Source organism: Arthrobacter sp. W4I7 (assembly GCF_030816215.1).
In the GTDB taxonomy this organism is placed as follows: domain Bacteria; phylum Actinomycetota; class Actinomycetes; order Actinomycetales; family Micrococcaceae; genus Arthrobacter; species Arthrobacter siccitolerans_A.
In genome coordinates this window covers 2140050-2159996 of sequence record NZ_JAUSXU010000001.1, presented here as the reverse complement: position 1 = coordinate 2159996, position 19947 = coordinate 2140050, and the positions used below count along the sequence as shown (strand labels likewise).

The following is a 19947-nucleotide window of genomic DNA, read 5'->3' as shown; positions in this document are numbered from 1 at the left end:
GCCGCAGCTTAGCTCCGGACCCCGCGCGTCATTCCCAGCAGACGGTTGAAGATCCCTTCGCCGTCGTCGGCGATCCCGTCATGGTGGAAGTCCGGGGTTTCCCAGACCTGCAGCCCGCGGACCGCCGCGGCCGTCTCCAGGGACAGATCGCGGTCCACATAGATGTCGTCCGAGTAGACGGCGGCCGCGACCGGCACGGTGTTGGCGGCAAGGCGCCCCGCATCGTAGAGCGGCTTCCAGTCCGGCTTGGCCGCCAGCAGTCCGGCAACTTCGCGGAGCGGCCGCAGGGCAGGGTCCTGGTCGAAGTACCACGGATACACCATTTCGCCGGTGAGCAGCAGCGTGTCCGCGTCCGGCCGGAACTCCGGGAACTCGCGCAGTACCCGCCATGCCGACCAGTCTGTGGCTTCGCCCTGCCCGTAGATGGACTCATGCATCAGGGCATACAGGGGGTTGGAGCGGCGGGACACGATGCCCTGGACCTGCTCAAGGAACGAGTCCGTTAGCCGGGTGCCCTCGGAAGCGCCCGCGAACGCATCCTCCAGCAGGTAATGGAGGCTGTCCACCCTCGTGTTGCCACCCAGGAAGGCGCCTGCCATCTGGAAGCGCTCCACGGTGAGGGGGCTGCCGTCGGGCAGGAACTCCGGTGTGGTCCGTAAATGGCGTGCGATCGTGTCAACCGAGCTCCGGTCCTCCGGGTACCAGGTGAAGTATTCGGCATTACGTGCCGCCACCCGCTTGAACGTTGCCCGGTAAACATCGTCCGCCGGGGTGTCGAGCGGTGCGAGGCCGCCGGTGATCAACACTTCGAGCAGGCCCTCTGGAGCGAAGGAGAGGTAAGTGAGCGCGCAAAAGCCGCCGTAGCTCTGCCCGTAAATGGTCCAGGGCGGCGAATCAAGCGCAGCACGGATCAGTTCGGCGTCGGCCACGATCGAGTCCGCGCGGAAATGCTCCAGATAGGCTGCCTGCTCTGCCGCCGCCCCCCGCAGCGGGAGCGTGTTCCGGTCCAGGGGGGTGGACAGGCCGGTGCCGCGCTGGTCCAGCATCAGGATGCGAAAGTCCTTGCCCGCCGCCTTGCTCCAGCCCCCCAGGGAGCCAAACCTGTTGCCGCGGCCGCCCGGGCCGCCCTGCAGGAACAGCAACCAGGGCAGCCTCGCCGCTTCTTCAGGGCTGTGGGCAGCCGAAACGTACTCGCGGGCAAAGAGGGTAATGGTTTCGGAACTGCCGGAGGCGCCGAAATGGTCCAGGGGCACCGTGAAGTAGTGCTCCACGGTCCGCAGGCCGCGGAATTTGTGCCGGGCCCTGATCTCGTGCTGGACAGTCCCGGTTCCGGAGGTCAGGCGGCCGGCGGCCACCCGTGCTTCAGGCATGGGCGTCAGCCATTGGCGGCGGCCGGAACGGCGCTGCCGAACTGCTCCAGCGCCTGGCCGGTGAGCCGGAATGTGGACCAGCCGTCCATGGGCCGGGCACCGAGGCGCCGGTAGAAGTTGATGGAGGGCTCGTTCCAGTCCAGGACGCTCCACTCCACCCTTGCGTAGCCGTTTTCGACGGCGATTCCGGCCAGGTGCTGCAGCAAGGCTTTGCCGTGCCCCTCGCCGCGGGCCTCCGGGTTGACGTAGAGGTCTTCCAGGTAGATCCCGTGCACACCTTCCCAGGTGGAGTAGTTGAGGAACCACAATGCGAAGCCGCGCACTTCCCCGTTATCGTTCTCCGCCATCGCGGCGAAGACCCGCGGGTTATCGCCGAAGAGCACCTGCGCCAGCATGTCCGGGGTGTTGCGGACGGCGTCCGGTTCCTTTTCGTAGTGCGCCAGTTCGTGGATCATACGAAGGATCGCGGGGACGTCGTGCGGGGTTGCAGGGCGGATTACACTCATTGTTCGAGCTTACCGCCGCCGGCGGGCCTGCGCAGGCAGCAGCGCGCAGGCCAATGCTGCAGGCGAACGCTGCAGGCCAGAGCCGGCGGTCAGAGCCGATTAACGTCCGTGACCCGGAGTACGGCCGTCCCGGATTCGTTGGATGCGTCCAGGTCCACCTCCGCGGAAATACCCCAGTCGTGGTTCCCGGCGGGGTCGTCAAAGATCTGCCGGACCTTCCACACCCCGGGTTCCTCCGTGATCATCAGCAGCCCGGGCCCGCGGGCGTCCGGGCCGGTGCCGATGTCGTTGTGCTCGTCGAAGTAGTCGTCGAGTGCGTCCTCCCAGCGTCCGGCGTCCCAGCCGGCGGCGCTGTCCAGTTCGCCCAGGGCCTCCGCGTCCTCGTCCGCGAACAGCTCCACGCGGCGGAACATCTCGTTGCGCACCATCACGCGGAAGGCGCGGATGTTGGACGTGAGCGACGGCGGGGGAGGCGGCGGTGCGTCGTGCGGGGTTGGTGCCGCCCCGGAGGCCAGTTCCTCCCACTCGTCCAGCAGGCTGGAGTCAACCTGGCGGACCAGCTCGCCGAGCCAGGCATTGAGGTCTTCGAGGTCATCGCGCAGCATGTCCTGCGGGACCGTCTGCCGCAGGGCCTTGAAGGCGTCCGCGAGGTACCGCAGCACAATGCCTTCCGAGCGGGCCAGTCCGTAGAACTGCACGAACTCGCCAAAATTCATGGCCCGTTCGTACATGTCCCGTACCACGGATTTAGGCGCCAGTTCGAAGTCACCCACCCAGGGGGCCGCCTTGCGGTACACCTCAAACGCTTCGCCCAGGATGTCAGCCAGCGGCTGCGGGTACGTCACCTCTTCCAGCATGGCCATCCGCTGGTCGTACTCGATGCCGTCGGCCTTCATGGCCGCGATGGCCTCGCCGCGGGCCTTCTTTTGCTGTGCGGAGAGGATCTGGCGCGGCTTTTCGAGCGTTGCCTCGATCACGGAGACCACGTCCAGGGCGTACGACGGCGACTCCGGATCAAGGAGCTCCAGTGCGGCGAGTGCGAACGGGGAGAGCGGCTGGTTCAGGGCGAAGTTGGGCTGAAGGTGGACAGTGAGGCGGACGGTCCGGCCGTCCGGTCCCTGCTGCTCGGGAGGGATCCGCTCCACCACTTCGGCGGCCAGCAGTTCACGGTAGATTCCCAGCGCCTTCTTCATGAGCTGGAGCTGGGAAGAACGGGTTTCGTGGTTCTCCGTCAGCAGCCGGCGGGCGGCGGCAAAGGGGTCGCCCGGACGTTCCATCAGGTTCATCAGCATGGCGTGCGTCACCGTAAAGCTTGAACTCAGCGGGTCCGGCACCGATTCCACCAGCCGTTTGAATGTTGGCTCGCCCCAGGAGACAAAACCCTCGGGCGGCTTCTTTTTGACCACCTGGCGCAGCTTCTTCTGGTCGTCACCGAACTTGGCAACGGCCTTGGCCATCGCCTTGACGTTTTCCGTCACGTGCTCGGGGGCCTGCACCACCACGGTGCCGGCGGTATCGTAGCCGGCCCGCCCGGCACGGCCGGCAATCTGGTGGAACTCACGTGAGTTTAGCTGCCTGGTGCGTACGCCGTCGTACTTGCTCAAGGCGGTCAGGAGCACCGTGCGGATCGGCACATTGATGCCCACCCCCAACGTGTCCGTGCCGCAGATGACTTTGAGCAGTCCGGCCTGGGCCAGCTGTTCCACGAGGCGGCGGTACTTCGGCAGCATCCCGGCGTGGTGCACCCCAATGCCGTGCCGCACCAGCCGGTTGAGGGTCTTGCCGAAGCCGGCGGCGAACCGGAAGTTGGCGATTAGGTCCGCGATCTTGTCCTTCTCCTCGCGGGTGCACACGTTGATGCTCATCAGCGTCTGCGCGCGGTCGATCGCCTCGATCTGGCTGAAGTGCACCACGTAAACGGGCACCTGCCTGGTGGACAGCAGCTCCTCCAGCGTCTCGTGGACGGGAGTCTCGTGGTAGTAGTAATGCAGCGGGATGGGCCTTTCGGCTGAGCTCACCGTGGTGGTGGGCCGCCCGGTCAGGTCCGTCAGGCCCTTTTCGAACCTGCTCACGTCACCCAGCGTGGCCGACATCAGGAGGAACTGTGCCTGGGGGAGCTCCAGCAGGGGTACCTGCCAGGCCCAACCGCGCTGCGGGTCCGAATAGAAGTGGAACTCGTCCATGATCACGGAACCGAGGTCCGCGGCTGCCCCTTCCCGGAGGGCAGTGTTGGCCAGGATTTCGGCCGTGCAGCAGATGATGGCTGCGTCTTGGTTGACGCCGGAATCGCCGGTGATCATCCCTACGTTTTCGGCCCCGAAAATCTCGCAGAGCGCAAAGAACTTTTCCGAGACCAGCGCCTTAATAGGGGCGGTGTAGTAACTGCGCCGGCCCTGGGCCATCGCCTGGAAGTGCGCGGCGATGGCCACCAGCGACTTTCCGGAGCCTGTGGGGGTGGCGAGGATTACGTTGGCGCCGGTTGCCAGCTCCATGATCGCCTCGTCCTGCGCGGGGTACAGGTCCAGGCCGCGGCTCTCCGTCCATTCGAGGAATCGCGAGTAAAGGGCGTCGGGATCGACGGCGGACGCGGGCAGGTCCCGGACGGAGATATCGGGCAGCTGGTCAACGAGTTTCATTGTTTTCCAGCTTAGTGCCCGGACGCGCCCGGTATCTCGCGGGCCGCGGGTTAGGCTTCGACGGTACCTGCGGCACCAGACAGTGGAGACAAGCATGAAATGGGATCCGGCAAAGTACGTGCAGTTCGGCGATTACCGGGACCGCCCGTTCTTCGACCTCACGGGCAGGGTCCACGCTGACCGGCCGGTGCAGGTGGTGGACCTGGGGTGCGGTCCGGGAAACCTCACCGCCACCTTGGTCGAGCGCTGGCCGGGGGCCGACGTCGTCGGCGTTGATTCCTCGGCCGAGATGCTCGGCAAGGCGGCGGCTGTGGCGGAGGGAACACCATCCCTGCGTTTCGAATTGATGGATATCGCCGACTGGATGCCGTCCCCCGAGGCGGATGTGGTGGTGAGCAACGCGGCACTGCAGTGGGTGCCCGGCCACCAGGACATGATGCGGAAGTGGCTGGCGGTGCTTCGGCCGGGCGCCTGGTTTGCCATGCAGGTTCCCGGAAACTTCGATGCCCCCTCCCACGCGCTGATGCGGGGGCTGGCCCAATCATCCCGCTGGGAGCCGAAGCTGCGCGGAGTGCTGCGGGGCGGGGAGTCGGTGGGCGAGCCCGCGGAGTACCTCCGGATCCTGCTCGACGCTGGATTCACGGCCGATGCGTGGGAGACCACTTACCAGCAGGTGCTGCCCGGCCCGGACCCGGTGCTGGAGTGGGTGCGGGGCACGGCGCTTCGCCCCGTCCTGGCAGTCCTGTCACCGGAAGACGGCAGAAAATTTGAAGTTGAATATGCCGCAGCGCTGCGCGAGGCCTACCCACCGACCGCCCACGGCACGGTATTCCCTTTCCGCAGAATCTTCACTGTGGGACGCAAGGGATAGCAGGCCACAACTCCATTCGTTGGACGTTCTCTACAAGTAAGTCATGTCGCATGACAGCAGATGAAAGTGATGTGCCTTACAATGGCGGAATTGGCCGGTGGGGGTCCGGCCGCCAGCTGCCCCAGCCGGCGTCCCCAACCGCAGTGGAGGTATGGTGCTGATCGCTTTGATGAGGCGGCTGCTGGAGGGCCAGAAAGCCCGGATTGCCGCCGTCGTTCTGCTGCAACTGGTCCAGGCCGCTGCCAACCTCCTGCTGCCCACCGTTAATGCCGCAATTGTCGACGACGGCATCGTGGCAGGCAACACTGCCGTCATCTCGCGCCTGGGCGTGGTGATGGCGCTGATCGCCGTCCTGCAGGCCGCGGCCGCCATAGCAGCGGGCTACCTTGCTGCCGTGGTCGCCATGAAGATCGGCCAACAGCTCCGCGGTGAAATTTTTGCCAGGATCCAGTCGCTGTCTTCGCAGGATGTTGCCGTCTTCGGAACCCAGAGCCTGACCACGCGGGCCACCAACGATACCCAGCAGATCCAGGCCTTCGCTGTGCTGGTGTTCACCATGCTGGTGGCGGGTCCGGCCATGGGGGTAGGCGGGGTGGTCCTGGCCCTGCAGCAGGACCTGGCATTGTCGTCGGTGGTGATCGTTATTGTGCCCCTGCTCCTGCTGATCATGTACCTCATTGTCCGGCGGTTGATTCCGCTTTACCGCGAAGGCCAGGAACTGCTGGACCGGGCGGGTGGCATCCTCAGGGAGCAAATCATCGGCGCCACTGTGATCCGTTCCTTTGTGCGCCAAAACCATGAAGTCCGCCGCTTCGCCCGGGTCAACAGCAGCCTCACCGCCAACAACCTCCAGTCCGCGCTCCTGGTGGCCGGCATGCTCCCGCTGGTCATGCTCGTGGTGAACATCTCCTCGGTGGCGGTGGTGTGGTTCGGCGGGCACCGGATCCAGAGCGGCCTGATGAACATCGGTGCACTGACGGCCTTCATTGCCTACATCCTGCAGATCCTGCTGGCGATCATGATGTCCATGTACGTCCTCATGACGGCGCCCCGTGCAACGGTCAGCGCGGAGCGGATCGGGGCCGTCCTGGATACTGAGCCATCCGTGCGCCAGCCGCGGAACCCCCAGTCCCTGTTCCTGGAGCCTCTTCCCCCGGCTGCGGATGCGCTGCAGCCCGTCCCGCTGCAGGATGCCGCCGCCGGGGACGCCCGGCGGCCGCAGCGGGCCCTGCCGGCGGTGCTCGAGTTTAGCGGGGTCTCCTTCTCCTATGCCGGAGCGGAGGCGCCGGTCTTCGCCGGCGTCAGCTTTACCGCACGTCCGGGCACCATGACAGCCATCGTCGGCTCGACCGGCAGCGGAAAATCGACCCTCCTCAACCTGATTCCGCGCTTCCTGGATTCCACGGCCGGGCATATCAGCCTCGGCGGGGTGGACATTAAGGACGTGTCCCTGGATAGCCTCCGGGCATCCATGGCGATTGTTCCGCAGCGGTCGCACCTCTTCACCGGGACCATCGGGGACAACCTCCGGATGGCAAAACCTGACGCAACCGACGGAGAAATTTGGGAGGCCCTTGAAACCGCCCAGACCATGCGCTTCATGCGGGACCTGCCGCTGGGGCTCGCTACGCCGCTGGGCCAGGGCGGCACCAACCTTTCCGGCGGCCAGAGGCAGCGGCTGTGTATTGCCCGGGCGCTGCTGCGCAAGGCTCCGCTGTACCTCTTTGACGACAGTTTTTCGGCGCTGGACTACGACACCGATACCAGGCTGAGGCAGGCTCTCCAGTCAACACTGGCGGCGGCCACGGTCATTGTGGTGGCGGAACGGATCTCCGCAGTTGTTGGCGCCGCGCTGATCCTGGTGCTTGACGGCGGGCGGCTGGTAGCCCAGGGAACCCACCAGGAGTTGCTGGAGACATCCCCCACCTACCGGGAAATAGCGGAATCGCAGCTGGCCCTGGACGGCCGCGGGTGACCGCGGCGCCAGCCGCCGGGACGGCGGAAAGGTTCTGGCCCACCGCCCGCCGGCTACTTGGTTTGCTCCGGCCTTTCCGGCGGCACATGCTTGGGGCAGTTGCGGCCACCTGCGCGTTCGCCGTGCTTAACGTCGCCGCACCAAAGTATCTGGGTGACGCCACGGACGTTGTGGTGGAGGGCGTCGTCCGCCAGGACCTGGACCAGGAGCGGCTCGGGGTCATCCTGGCGGCGGTAGCACTGGCTTACGTGGGGGCTTCCCTTTTCAACTGGATCCAGGGGGCACTCGCTGCCCACTCCGTACAGGGCTTAATGTACGGACTCCGGGGGTCCGTGGAGGAAAAACTGCACCGGCTGCCCGTCACATACTTCCGGGAGCGGTCCAGGGGGGACGTCCTGAGCCGTGCCACGAACGACATCGACAACATCACCCAGGCCTTGAACCAGCTCCTGACGCAACTCATCATGTCCGTGCTGATGCTGTGCGGCTCGCTGGCCATGATGTTGTGGATCTCGCCCGTGCTGGCTGCCATCGCGATTGCCACGGTCCCGTTGTCCACCTTGATCACCGTGCAGGTGGCCCGGAAATCCCAGGCGCACTTCGACAGGCAGTGGACCGAAACAGGTGAATTGAACGCGCACGTGGAGGAGTTCGTCACCGGCCATGAGGTCATCAAGGCCTTCGGGCGGCAGGCGCCCGCGGCGGACGTCTTTGCCCGGAGCAACGAGCGCCTGGCGCGCGCGGCCACCAAAGCGCAGTACTCGGCAGGCGTCGTGCAGCCGCTGATGGTCCTGATGTCCAACCTCAGCTACATCGCCGTGGCGGTGGTGGGTGCCCTCCAGGTCATCGCCGGCGCCATGACCATCGGCGGCATCCAGGCTTTTATCCAGTTCAGCAGGCTTTTTACCCAGCCCGTGGGCCAGATCGGCGGAATGCTCAACCTCATGCAGTCCTGCGCGGCGTCGGCGGCCCGCGTCTTCGCCCTGCTCGATACTGAGGAGGAGCCACCCGATGAACCGCCAGCGGACGCTGTTGTCCAGGGGCGGGGCCGCATTGAATTCCATGATGTGACGTTCGGTTATAAGGATGCCGCCCCGGCGGTGCGCAACCTCTCCTTTACGGTGGAACCGGGCGAGACGGTGGCGATCGTGGGGCACACGGGGGCCGGCAAGAGCACTGTCATCAACCTTCTCCTGCGCTTTTGCGAGCCGCATTCCGGGCGGATCACTATCGACGGAGCCGATGTTGCGGCCTTTCGCCGGGACCTCCTGCGGGCGCAGTTCGGTGTAGTGCTGCAGGACGCCTGGCTCTTCGGAGGTACTATCCGCGAAAACATCGTCTATGGAAGCCCGGGAGCGTCCGAGGCGGACATCCTGGCGGCGGCCCAGGCGAGCTATGTGGACCGCTTTGTAAGGTCGCTGCCGCATGGTTATGACACAGTGCTGGAAAACGGTGGTGACGGGCTGAGCCAGGGCCAGCGGCAGCTGATCACCATTGCCCGGGCGCAGTTGGCGGCCCGCGCCGTCCAGATCCTCGATGAGGCAACAAGTTCAGTGGATTCAAGAACGGAGCTGCTGATCCGTCACGCCATGCGGCGGTTGCGCCGCGGCCGGACCAGCTTTGTTATTGCGCACCGTTTGTCCACGGTGCGCGACGCTGATCTAATTCTGGTCATGGACCACGGACGCATTGTCGAGCAGGGCACCCACCAGGACCTCCTCGATGCCAACAGCTATTACACGCGCCTCTACAACGCCCAGTTCTCCCTGCAGGCGGGGCGCAGCGGCGTGCTCGAGGCCGGCATTTGAAAACGGCGGCCGACTTCCCGGGGGCCTGGAAGCCCAATACAGCCAGTTCGGTGCCGCTGTTCGAGCAGCTGCGGCTCCAGGTGATCCATCTGGCCGACGGCGGAAAGCTTCCGCCGGGAACCCGGCTGCCGGCCGTGCGCTCCCTTGCGGAACGGCTGGACGTCGCACCCCATACCGTAGCCAGGGCCTACAAGGAACTGGAGGCTGCCGGCGTCGTGGCCACCCGGGGACGGAACGGCACCGTCGTCTGCGCCCGCGACGAACGCTTGGGCGGGCTGTCCGCTGCGGCCGCAGAGTATGCGGCGGCAGCCAAGGCACAGGGCGCATCGTTCGCCGAGGCTGTGCAGCTGCTGGCCGCAGCTTACGACGGCTCCTGAGAGCCCCCGCGTGGGTGTTCGAAGAAATTTTCGATTAGCATTAGTGGGTGCCTAAAGCCGTAGCTGAAGAATCTGCCCTCCAATCCGTTGTCGTTTCGCCCGCCCGATCCGCCACACCAAAGCGCCCGGACCTGTCCCGCCTTGTGGTCAAGGGCGCACGGGAGCACAACCTGCGCAACGTGGACCTGGACCTGCCTCGGGACGCAATGATCGTCTTCACAGGGTTGTCCGGCTCCGGCAAATCATCCCTCGCCTTCGACACCATTTTCGCCGAGGGCCAGCGCCGCTACGTCGAGTCGCTCTCCGCGTACGCCCGCCAGTTCCTGGGCCAGGTGGACAAGCCCGACGTCGACTTCATCGAGGGGCTCTCCCCGGCCGTCTCCATCGACCAGAAGTCCACCAGCAAGAACCCCCGCTCCACTGTGGGAACCATCACCGAGATCTACGACTACATGCGCCTGCTCTGGGCGCGCGTCGGCCGGCCGCACTGCCCTGTCTGCGGGGAGCCGGTAGCCAAGCAAACGCCGCAGCAGATCGTGGACCAGTTGCTGGAGCTGGACGAGGGAACCCGTTTCCAGGTCCTCGCCCCCGTGGTCCGCGGCCGGAAGGGGGAGTTTGTCGATCTCTTCAAGGAACTCACGGCCAAGGGCTACTCCCGCGCCCGGGTGGACGGAGACCTCGTCCAGCTCAACGACCCGCCCAAGCTGGGCAAGCAGTTCAAACACACCATCGAAGTGGTGGTGGACCGCCTGGTGGTCAAGGAAGGCATCAGCCAGCGCCTCACCGACTCCATCGAAACCGCCCTTGGCCTTGCCGAGGGCAGGGTCCTCGCCGAATTCGTGGACCTGGAGGCCGATGATCCCCACCGGCTCCGCGCCTTCTCCGAGAACCTCGCCTGCCCCAACGAACATCCCCTGGCCATCGACGAAATCGAGCCGCGGTCGTTCTCCTTCAACAACCCCTTTGGCGCGTGCGCGGCGTGCAGCGGCATCGGCACCAAGCTGGAGGTGGACGAGGAACTCATCGTCCCCAATCCCGAGCTTTCGCTGTCCGAGGGCGCCATCGCCCCCTGGTCCCTGGGTACTGCCACCACGGAGTACTGGAACAGGCTCCTGGAGGGCCTCGCGAAAGAACTCGGGTTCTCCATGGATACGCCATGGGAGAAGCTGGGCAGCGATGTCCGCCAGACGGTCCTGCACGGCAAGGACCACAAGGTGGTGGTGCAGTACCGGAACCGGTTCGGCCGGGAACGGAAATACAGCACCGGCTTTGAAGGTGCCATCCAGTACGTCCACCGGAAGCACGGCGAGACGGACTCCGAATGGGCCCGCGACCGCTACGAAGAGTACATGCGGCAGATTCCGTGCCCCGCCTGCAACGGCGCCCGCCTCAATCCTGCCTCCCTGTCCGTGCTCATCAACGGAAAGTCGATTGCCGACGTCGCCGCCCTTCCCATGCGTGACTGCGCTGATTTCCTGAACAACCTCGTGCTGACCGGCCGCGAAGCCCAGATCGCACATCAGGTCCTGAAGGAGATCCAGGCACGGCTGACCTTCCTGCTGGACGTCGGGCTGGAATACCTGAACCTCGAACGGCCGTCAGCCACGCTGTCCGGCGGCGAGGCCCAGCGCATCCGCCTGGCCACGCAGATCGGTTCCGGCCTGGTGGGCGTCCTGTACGTGCTGGACGAACCGTCCATCGGGCTGCACCAGCGGGACAACCGCCGCCTCATCGACACCCTGACCAGGCTCCGCGACATGGGCAACACCCTCATTGTGGTGGAGCACGACGAAGACACCATCCACGTGGCCGACTGGGTGGTGGACATTGGACCGGGCGCCGGCGAACACGGCGGCCAGGTGGTCCACTCCGGCTCGTACAAGGACCTGCTGGAGAACACCGCCTCGCTGACGGGGGACTACCTGTCCGGGCGCAGGAAGATCGAGATCCCCAAGAAGCGCCGGAAGTACGACAAAAAGCGTGAACTGAAGGTGGTGGGCGCCCGGGAGAACAACCTCCTGAACGTCGACGCCGCGTTCCCGCTGGGCCTCTTCACCGCCGTGACCGGCGTCAGCGGTTCCGGCAAATCCACGCTGGTCAACGAAATCCTGTACAAGGTGCTGGCCAACAAGCTCAACGGCGCCAAGCAGGTGGCCGGCCGGCATAAAACGGTCCAGGGCCTGGAACACCTGGACAAGGTGGTGCACGTTGACCAGAGCCCCATCGGCCGGACGCCACGCTCCAACCCGGCCACCTACACCGGCGTCTTTGACAACATCCGCAAGCTCTTCGCGGAGACCACCGAAGCTAAGGTCCGCGGCTACATGCCCGGACGCTTCTCCTTCAACGTCAAGGGCGGGCGGTGCGAGGCATGCTCCGGTGACGGAACGCTGAAGATCGAGATGAACTTCCTGCCGGACGTTTACGTGCCCTGTGAGGTTTGCCATGGCGCGCGCTACAACCGCGAAACGCTGGAAGTCCATTACAAGGGCAAAACAATTGCGGATGTGCTGAACATGCCCATCGAGGAAGGCGCAGAGTTCTTCGCGGCGTTCTCCCCAATCGCGCGTCACCTGAACACGCTGGTTGACGTGGGCCTGGGGTATGTCCGGCTCGGCCAGCCTGCCACTACGCTGTCCGGCGGCGAGGCCCAGCGCGTCAAGCTGGCAGCCGAACTGCAGAAGCGGTCAAACGGTCGTAGCGTCTATGTCCTGGATGAGCCCACCACGGGCCTGCACTTCGAGGACATCCGCAAGCTGCTGATGGTGCTGCAGGGCCTGGTGGACAAGGGCAACACGGTGATCACGATCGAACACAACCTGGACGTCATCAAGAGTGCTGACTGGATTGTGGATCTTGGTCCGGACGGCGGTTCGGGGGGCGGCCAGGTTGTCGCTGCCGGCACGCCCGAGCAGATCGCCAAGTCCACTGACAGCCACACGGCAGCTTTCCTCGCCGAGATACTGCCGTAGACCGCTCCGCCCTGCGGGAAATATTCCGTGGCGGGAATGCGAGTTTCAGGCATCAGTGCTGTCATGAGAAACTAACCCGGTGACTCAAACAACAGTGCCCGTGATCTTTGACCTGGACGGCACTCTTGTCGACCCGGCCGGTGGGATAACAGATGGAATTGCTGCCGCCCTGCAGGGGCTGGGGCTTCCGGTTCCCGGCCAGGACCTGCTCGAAGCAATGATCGGCCCGAAGCTGAGCGATTCCCTGCTGAACGTGGCCCGGGTTCCGGCCGAACTCCTGGACGACGTTATCCGCCGCTACCGGGAGTACTACGTGGCCACGGGGATCGGCCAGAGCCGCCTTTATCCGGGCGTCCTCGAAGTCCTGGAGCAATTCGCCGCGGCAGGCCGGCCGATTTCCGTGGCCACTCAGAAACCCCAGGGTTTGGCCCGCACGGTCCTGGGCTACCACGGGATCGACGGGATGTTCGAGGGGATCCACGGTTCGGCAGATGACGAGTCCGCCGTGGAAGGTGTTCCGCTCGGAAAGACGGAGATCATCGCTGCCGCCCTCAAGGACCTGGGCACGCAACACGCCTTGATGGTAGGAGACCGCGCGCAGGACGTCGCCGGTGCCCTTGCCAACGGCCTGGACTGCATTGGAGTCGCCTGGGGATTTGCCCCCAACGGGGAACTGGAGTCCGCCGGCGCCGTTGCCGTAGTGGAGACCGCCAGCGAGCTGGTGACCACCATCGATCGCCTTGAAGCCGTTCACGCGGCCGCGATGAGCGGGGTGACCAACGATGGCACTGTTTGACGCTGTCCGCTGGACCACGCGGACCCTGATCTCCGGCACCTGCCGGCCCACCGTCGTCGGCTTGGAAAATGTTCCCGCCGACGGCCCCTTCATTGTGGCCCCCAACCACCTCTCGTTTTTTGACAGTGTCATTGTCCAGGCACTGATGCCCCGCCCGGTCGCGTTCTTTGCGAAGGCCGAGTACTTCACCACCGGCGGCGCCAAGGGCAAGGTCATGAAAGCGTTCTTCGAATCCGTGGGCTCCATACCCGTGGAACGCGGGGAGCAGGCCGCCAGCGTGCAGGCGCTCAAAACGCTCATGGACATCCTGGAGTCCGGCAAGGGGATCGGCATCTATCCCGAAGGCACCCGGTCCAGGGACGGCATCCTCTACCGCGGACGCACCGGCGTGGGCTGGCTGGCGCTGACCACTGGCGCCCCTGTGATCCCGGTGGGCCTCATCGGGACCGAAAACCTGCAGCGCGCCGGTGAAAGCGGTGTCCGGCCGCAGCACTTCATCATGAAGGTGGGGGAGCCCCTGTACTTCGACAAGACGGGCCCGGACCATTCGCTGCCGGCCCGCCGGGAAGTGACGGACCGCGTGATGGACGCGATCGCCGAACTCAGCGGCCAGGAACGCTCCTCCAGCTACAACCAGAGCAAAACCATCGAGTAGCGGGACCGGAGGAACTGCTGCCTCCTCTTGCCCCGTACGGCCCCGCCTGCGCAGGCCGGCAGATCATCCCACGCTGCTGGCCACTGCACCCCGCGTGCCTCAGTAGAATGGATAGGTGGCAAATCCAGCAAGTTACCGGCCCCAAACGGGCGAGATTCCCACCAATCCGGGGGTGTACCGGTTCCGCGACCCCAACGGCAGGGTTATCTATGTGGGCAAGGCGAAGAGCCTCCGCTCCCGGCTGAACTCGTACTTCGCCAACCCGGCCGGGCTCCTGCCCAAGACGTATGCCATGGTCCATGCCGCCAGCAGCGTGGAATGGACAGTGGTGGGCAGCGAGCTGGAGTCGCTGCAGCTGGAATACACGTGGATCAAGGAATTCAAACCGCGGTTCAACGTCGTCTTCCGTGACGACAAGACGTACCCCTACCTCGCCGTGACCATGGGCGAAAAGTATCCGCGGGTGCAGGTGATGCGCGGAGACAAGCGTAAGGGCACCCGCTATTTCGGCCCGTACACCGCCGGAGCCATCCGGGAAACCATGGATACCCTCCTGCGCGTCTTCCCGGTCCGCAGCTGCAGTGCCGGCGTGTTCAAGCGCGCCGAGGCCAGCGGCAGGCCCTGCCTGCTCGGCTACATCGATAAGTGCTCCGCCCCCTGCGTGGGCCGGATCTCCGCGGACGACCACCGGGACCTGGCGGAGGATTTCTGCGCCTTTATGGGCGGCGAAGCCAAACGCTTCATCAGCAAGCTGGAAAAGCAGATGGCGGAAGCGGTGTCCGAGCTGAACTACGAGCGGGCCGCCCGCCTGCGCGATGACATCACCGCGCTCCGGAAGGTCTTTGAACGGAACGCGGTGGTGCTCGCGGAAGACACCGACGCTGACGTCTTTTCCCTCCACGAGGACGAACTGGAAGCCGCCGTCCAGGTATTCCATGTCCGTGGCGGCCGGATCCGCGGCCAGCGCGGCTGGGTGGTGGAGAAGGTGGAGGATTCCACCACGCCGGACCTGGTGGAGCACCTCCTGCAGCAGGTGTACGGGGACGAAGGGCAAAGCCATGGCAGGCTGCCCCGCGAAGTCCTGGTTCCCGTTGCGCCCAGCAACCAGGCGGAGCTCACGGAATGGCTCGGCGGCATGCGCGGCGCGAAGGTGGACATCCGCGTGCCTCAGCGCGGGGACAAAGCCGCGCTGATGTCCACGGTCCGCGAAAACGCCGAACATGCCCTCAAGCTCCACAAGACGCGGCGCGCCGGCGACATCACCGTCAGGTCCCAGGCGCTGCAGGAACTCCAGGAGGCGCTGGACCTGCCCGTACCACTGCTGCGGATCGAATGCTTTGACGTCTCGCACGTTCAGGGCACCAACGTGGTGGCGTCCATGGTGGTGGTGGAGGACGGGCTGCCGAAGAAATCCGACTACCGGAAATTCTCCATCACCGGGGCCGCGGCCTCCGATGACACCGCTGCCATGCACGATGTCCTGACCCGGCGGTTCCGGCACTACCTGAAGGACAAGTCGGCGCAGGTGGACGAATCCGTCCTGAACACGAGTGAGCTTGACGCCGCAGGCGCTGGCCAGGCCGAACCCGGCTACCCAGACCCCATCCCGGCAGAAACCACCTCCGCAGACCACAGCAAGGCAGAAACCAGATTCGACAGCGCCCTGCTGGACACCACCACGCCCGCTCCCCGGGCCAAGTTCGCCTACCCGCCCAACCTGGTGGTGGTGGACGGCGGCAAGCCCCAGGTTAACGCAGCGGCCCGCGCCCTCGCCGACCTCGGCATCGACGACGTATACGTGGTGGGCCTCGCCAAGCGGCTGGAGGAAGTCTGGCTGCCGGACAGCGACTTCCCGGTGATCCTGCCGCGGACATCCCAGGGCCTGTACCTGCTGCAGCGCATCCGGGATGAGGCCCACCGGTTCGCGATCTCGTTCCACCGGCAAAAGCGGGGCAAGGCCATGACCGTCTCCGCCCTTGACGGGGTACCGGGTCTCGGCGCCTCCAAGCGGAAGGCCCTCCTGGCGCACTTCGGATCCGTGAAGGGAGTCAAGTCGGCCTCCGCGGAAGAACTTTCCGAAGCGAAGGGGATCGGACCTGCCCTCGCGGGCGCCATCGTGAACCATTTCTCGGCCGCCGGACCGGAGGCAGCCACCGTACCTGCCATCAACATGACCACCGGTGAAGTCATCGAATCCTAGTGACACCGCTGAAACTTAGCGGAGTTCGAAGATTCTTAGCTAGGGTTGGGGAGGGGTGCGGGCCAACGCGGGCCACCCCACCAGGCAACTGACGAAACGGGGCGGACTTAATGGCAGACACAACGGCGGAATCCGGAGCAGGGGAGGACGGGATGCAACCCGTCAAGCCGCTCGAAGCGGAACTGCTGGTGGTCACCGGGATGTCCGGAGCGGGGCGGAGCACAGCTGCGGACGCGCTGGAGGACCACGGCTGGTACGTCGTGGAAAACCTGCCGCCGCAGATGCTGGGCACCCTCGCCGAACTCGTCTCGCATGCACCGCAGTCCATCCCCCGGCTGGCCGTGGTCATCGACGTCCGCAGCAAGGGCCTCTTTGCGGACATCCGCGCGGCCCTTGGAGCCCTGGCCGCCAGCGGCGTCACCTTCCGGGTCCTTTTCCTCGACGCCAGCGACAACGTGCTGGTCCGGAGGTTCGAACAGGGACGCCGGCCGCATCCCCTGCAGGCCGGCGGCCGCATCCTCGACGGCATCGCCGCCGAACGGGAGCTGCTGCAGGAACTGCGCGACAGCTCCGACGTCGTCCTGGACACCTCGGGCTACAACGTCCACGGCCTCGCCACCGCGATCACCGAACTCTTCAGCGAAACAGGGCCGGTGGCCCTGCGGCTGAACGTCATGAGTTTCGGCTTCAAGTACGGCCTGCCCGTCGACGCAAACTACGTGGCAGACGTCCGGTTCATCCCCAACCCGCACTGGGTGCCCCAGCTGCGCCCGCACACCGGGCTGGACAAGGACGTCAGCGACTACGTCCTCGAAGCCGAAGGGGTCAAGAACTTCGTGGACCGCTACGTGATGGCGCTGGAACCCGTCCTGGACGGCTACCGCCGCGAGAACAAGCACTATGCCACCATCGCCGTGGGCTGCACCGGCGGCAAACACCGCTCGGTGGCGGTCGCCGTCGAACTTTCCAAGAAGCTGGCCCAGTTCCCCCGGGTCACCGTGACCACCACGCACCGGGACCTGGGCCGCGAGTAATGTCGCTGTTCACAGGGGCCCTGCCGCTGGTTCCACCGGCCGGAACAGCCGGGAACCAGCAGGACAAGGGGCCAAATGTTGTTGCACTCGGCGGCGGGCACGGCCTGTCCGCGTCCCTCTCAGCGCTGCGCCTGCTCACCACGGAACTGACGGCCATCGTCACGGTAGCGGACGACGGCGGATCTTCCGGGCGTCTGCGGGACGAGTACGGTGTCCTCCCGCCGGGGGACCTCCGGATGGCGCTCTCCGCCCTCTGCGACGACACGGACTGGGGCCGCACGTGGCGGGACGTGATGCAGCACCGTTTCCGCCCCGGAAAGGGACCGGGCGGCTCACTGGACGACCACGCCACCGGCAACCTGCTGATCGTTACCCTGTGGGAACTGCTCGGTGACGCCGTCGCCGGCCTCCGGTGGGCGGGGGCGCTGCTCGGCGCACGCGGCCAGGTCCTGCCCATGTCCACGGAGCCGCTGACCATCGAAGGCGACGTCCGGGTCAACGCCCCCAACGGCACTTCCCAGCTGCAAACCATCCACGGCCAGGCACGCTGCGCCGTAGCCGGTTCGCTGGAAGCGGTGCGCCTCCTGCCGGAAGCCGCGCCCGCCTGCGCTGAGGCGCTCTCGGCCATCGAACTGGCGGACTGGGTGATCCTGGGACCGGGCTCCTGGTACACCTCCGTGTTGCCGCACCTGCTGCTCCCGGAGATGCGGGAGGCGCTGTGCGATACGCCGGCCAAGCGCCTCCTCACCATGAACCTGGCCACGGACACCAAGGAAACGTCGGGCATGACGGCTGCCGACCATCTTCACGTCCTGCGCCGGTACGCCCCCGACTTCAGCGTTGATGTCGTGCTGGCCGACCCCGCGTCGGTTCCCGACCTGCCGGAGTTCGAGAAGGCCGCCGCGATGATCGGAGCCGAGGTGGTCTTGGGTAAAGTAGGGGCGTCGGGCCGCCGGCCTGTCCATGACCCCCTGCGTCTGGCCACGGCGTACCACGACATTTTCGGGAACAGTTAGGAAGGTGCCATGGCACTGACAGCATCAGTCAAGGAAGAACTTTCCCGTCTGGATATCAAGAAGTCATCAGTCCGGAAAGCGGAAGTCTCAGCCATGCTGCGCTTCGCCGGCGGGCTCCACATAATTTCCGGCCGGATTGTCATCGAAGCCGAAGTGGACCTGGCCTCCACGGCCCGCCGCCTCCGCGCGGCCATCGCCGAAGTCTACGGACACCAGAGCGAAATCATTGTGGTGTCGGCCGGGGGACTGCGCCGCGCCAGCCGCTATGTGGTCCGTGTGGTGCGCGACGGCGAGGCGCTGGCCCGCCAGACGGGGCTCCTCGACGGCCGCGGGCGCCCCGTACGGGGGCTGCCGTCCGCCGTCGTCAACGGCTCTGCCGCCGACGCCGAAGCGGTGTGGCGGGGCGCGTTCCTGGTCCACGGCTCACTCACCGAACCCGGGCGCTCCTCGTCGCTGGAAGTCACCTGCCCCGGCCCGGAATCGGCGCTGGCACTGGTTGGTGCGGCACGGCGCCTCGAGATCCAGGCGAAGGCACGCGAGGTCCGGGGAGTGGACCGTGTAGTCATCCGCGACGGCGACACCATCGCGGCGCTCCTCACCCGCATGGGCGCCCACGATGCCCTGATGGTGTGGGAAGAGCGCCGGATGCGCAAGGAAGTACGCGCCACCGCCAACCGGCTTGCCAACTTCGACGACGCCAACCTGCGCCGCTCGGCCCAGGCCGCGGTGGCCGCAGGTGCCCGCGTTGACCGGGCGCTGGAGATCCTGGGCGACGATGTCCCCGAGCACCTGAAGTACGCCGGCGAACTGAGGGTGGCGCACAAGCAGGCCAGCCTGGACGAACTGGGCCGCCTGGCCGATCCCGTCATGACCAAGGACGCCATCGCCGGAAGGATCCGCCGGCTGCTGGCCATGGCGGACAAGCGTGCCCTTGACCTGGGAATTCCCGGAACCGATGCCAATGTGACGCCTGAAATGCTGGACGAGTAACAGGCCCATAGAATCAAAAAGATTCCGGGTGCCAGACGCCCGGATGCACAATCCGAGAGAAACCAACCGGACCGAGGGTCCACGATATTGGAGGATTTTGTGACCGAGTACGTACTGCCTGAACTCAGCTACGACTACGCTGCCCTGGAGCCGCACATTTCTGCGCGCATCATGGAGCTGCACCACAGCAAGCACCACGCCACCTACGTGGCCGGCGCCAACAACGCCCTGGCCCAGCTGGCCGAAGCCCGCGAGTCCGGTAACTTCGCCAACATCAACCGGCTGTCGAAGGACCTCGCGTTCCACACCGGCGGGCACGTCAACCACTCCGTGTTCTGGAACAACCTGGTCCCCGGACGGCGGCGACAAGCCCGAAGGCGAGCTGGCAGCAGCGATTGACGACGCCTTTGGTTCCTTCGACGCGTTCCGTGCCCAGTTCTCCGCAGCCGCGCTCGGCCTGCAGGGTTCCGGCTGGGGCTTCCTGGCCTACGAGCCCATCGGTGGAAACCTGGTTATCGAGCAGCTCTACGACCAGCAGGGCAACACGGCGCTGGGCACCACCCCGCTGCTGATGCTGGACATGTGGGAGCACGCCTTCTACCTGGACTACGTCAACGTCAAGGCCGACTACGTCAAGGCCTTCTGGAACATCGTGAACTGGGCCGACGTCGCCAAGCGCTTCGAGGCTGCACGCACCAACGCCACGGGCCTCATCACCCTCCAGTAGTGACGAGCGCTACA

General features: G+C 65.7%; 14 protein-coding genes and 1 pseudogene. 12 read left to right on the top strand and 3 right to left on the bottom strand.

What is annotated here, in order from left to right:
* Positions 1 to 8 precede the first annotated feature (8 nt).
* From QF047_RS10030 to QF047_RS10020, 3 genes are all read right to left on the bottom strand, one after another.
* Positions 9 to 1370, bottom strand: coding sequence for an alpha/beta fold hydrolase (locus tag QF047_RS10030; protein ID WP_307276270.1), 1362 nt, complete (start codon positions 1368 to 1370; stop codon positions 9 to 11).
* A 5-nt stretch (positions 1371 to 1375) separates the two neighbouring features.
* Complete coding sequence (locus QF047_RS10025) at positions 1376 to 1876, bottom strand: GNAT family N-acetyltransferase (RefSeq protein WP_307276268.1); 501 nt, start codon at positions 1874 to 1876, stop codon at positions 1376 to 1378.
* An 89-nt stretch (positions 1877 to 1965) separates the two neighbouring features.
* Entirely contained in the window at positions 1966 to 4512 is a 2547-nt protein-coding gene (locus tag QF047_RS10020; RefSeq protein ID WP_307276265.1) for an RNA helicase, read from the bottom strand.
* 94 nt (positions 4513 to 4606) lie between these two features.
* Between QF047_RS10020 and QF047_RS10015 the strand changes: the two genes are divergently transcribed.
* From QF047_RS10015 to QF047_RS09960, 12 genes and pseudogenes are all read left to right on the top strand, one after another.
* Positions 4607 to 5383 carry a trans-aconitate 2-methyltransferase gene (locus QF047_RS10015; RefSeq protein WP_307276264.1) on the top strand — a complete coding sequence of 259 codons (777 nt, stop codon included), beginning with the start codon at positions 4607 to 4609 and terminating at the stop codon, positions 5381 to 5383.
* 151 nt (positions 5384 to 5534) lie between these two features.
* Positions 5535 to 7358 carry an ABC transporter ATP-binding protein gene (locus tag QF047_RS10010; protein WP_307276262.1) on the top strand — a complete coding sequence of 608 codons (1824 nt, stop codon included), beginning with the start codon at positions 5535 to 5537 and terminating at the stop codon, positions 7356 to 7358.
* A gap of 86 nt (positions 7359 to 7444) precedes the next feature.
* Positions 7445 to 9166: an ABC transporter ATP-binding protein gene (locus QF047_RS10005; RefSeq protein WP_307276260.1), complete on the top strand. Its 1722-nt coding sequence runs from the start codon at positions 7445 to 7447 to the stop codon at positions 9164 to 9166.
* Complete coding sequence (locus QF047_RS10000; RefSeq protein WP_307276258.1) at positions 9163 to 9543, top strand: GntR family transcriptional regulator; 381 nt, start codon at positions 9163 to 9165, stop codon at positions 9541 to 9543. The genes QF047_RS10005 and QF047_RS10000 overlap by 4 nt, the downstream gene beginning before the upstream one ends.
* Before the next feature lie 47 nt (positions 9544 to 9590).
* Complete coding sequence (gene uvrA, locus QF047_RS09995) at positions 9591 to 12515, top strand: excinuclease ABC subunit UvrA (protein WP_306633318.1); 2925 nt, start codon at positions 9591 to 9593, stop codon at positions 12513 to 12515.
* A 79-nt stretch (positions 12516 to 12594) separates the two neighbouring features.
* A complete protein-coding gene (locus QF047_RS09990) occupies positions 12595 to 13311 on the top strand; it encodes an HAD hydrolase-like protein (RefSeq protein WP_306633320.1) in 717 nt (238 codons plus the stop codon).
* On the top strand, positions 13298 to 13966 hold the full coding sequence (locus QF047_RS09985; protein WP_306633322.1) for a 1-acyl-sn-glycerol-3-phosphate acyltransferase: 669 nt from the start codon (positions 13298 to 13300) through the stop codon (positions 13964 to 13966). Before QF047_RS09990 ends, QF047_RS09985 begins: the two co-directional genes overlap by 14 nt.
* A 115-nt stretch (positions 13967 to 14081) precedes the next feature.
* Entirely contained in the window at positions 14082 to 16166 is a 2085-nt protein-coding gene (gene uvrC, locus QF047_RS09980) for an excinuclease ABC subunit UvrC (RefSeq protein ID WP_306633323.1), read from the top strand.
* Positions 16167 to 16276: 110 nt separating this feature from the next.
* Positions 16277 to 17200, top strand: coding sequence for an RNase adapter RapZ (rapZ, locus tag QF047_RS09975; protein ID WP_306633324.1), 924 nt, complete (start codon positions 16277 to 16279; stop codon positions 17198 to 17200).
* The gene (yvcK, locus tag QF047_RS09970) at positions 17200 to 18216 is read left to right on the top strand and encodes a uridine diphosphate-N-acetylglucosamine-binding protein YvcK (RefSeq protein WP_307276250.1); all 1017 of its coding nucleotides are present in this window, start codon (positions 17200 to 17202) and stop codon (positions 18214 to 18216) included. Before rapZ ends, yvcK begins: the two co-directional genes overlap by 1 nt.
* A 9-nt stretch (positions 18217 to 18225) precedes the next feature.
* Positions 18226 to 19206, top strand: a complete 981-nt coding sequence (gene whiA, locus QF047_RS09965) for a DNA-binding protein WhiA (protein WP_306633326.1) — start codon at positions 18226 to 18228, stop codon at positions 19204 to 19206.
* A 99-nt stretch (positions 19207 to 19305) separates the two neighbouring features.
* Positions 19306 to 19933, top strand: a pseudogene (locus tag QF047_RS09960) (superoxide dismutase).
* Positions 19934 to 19947: the final 14 nt, after the last annotated feature.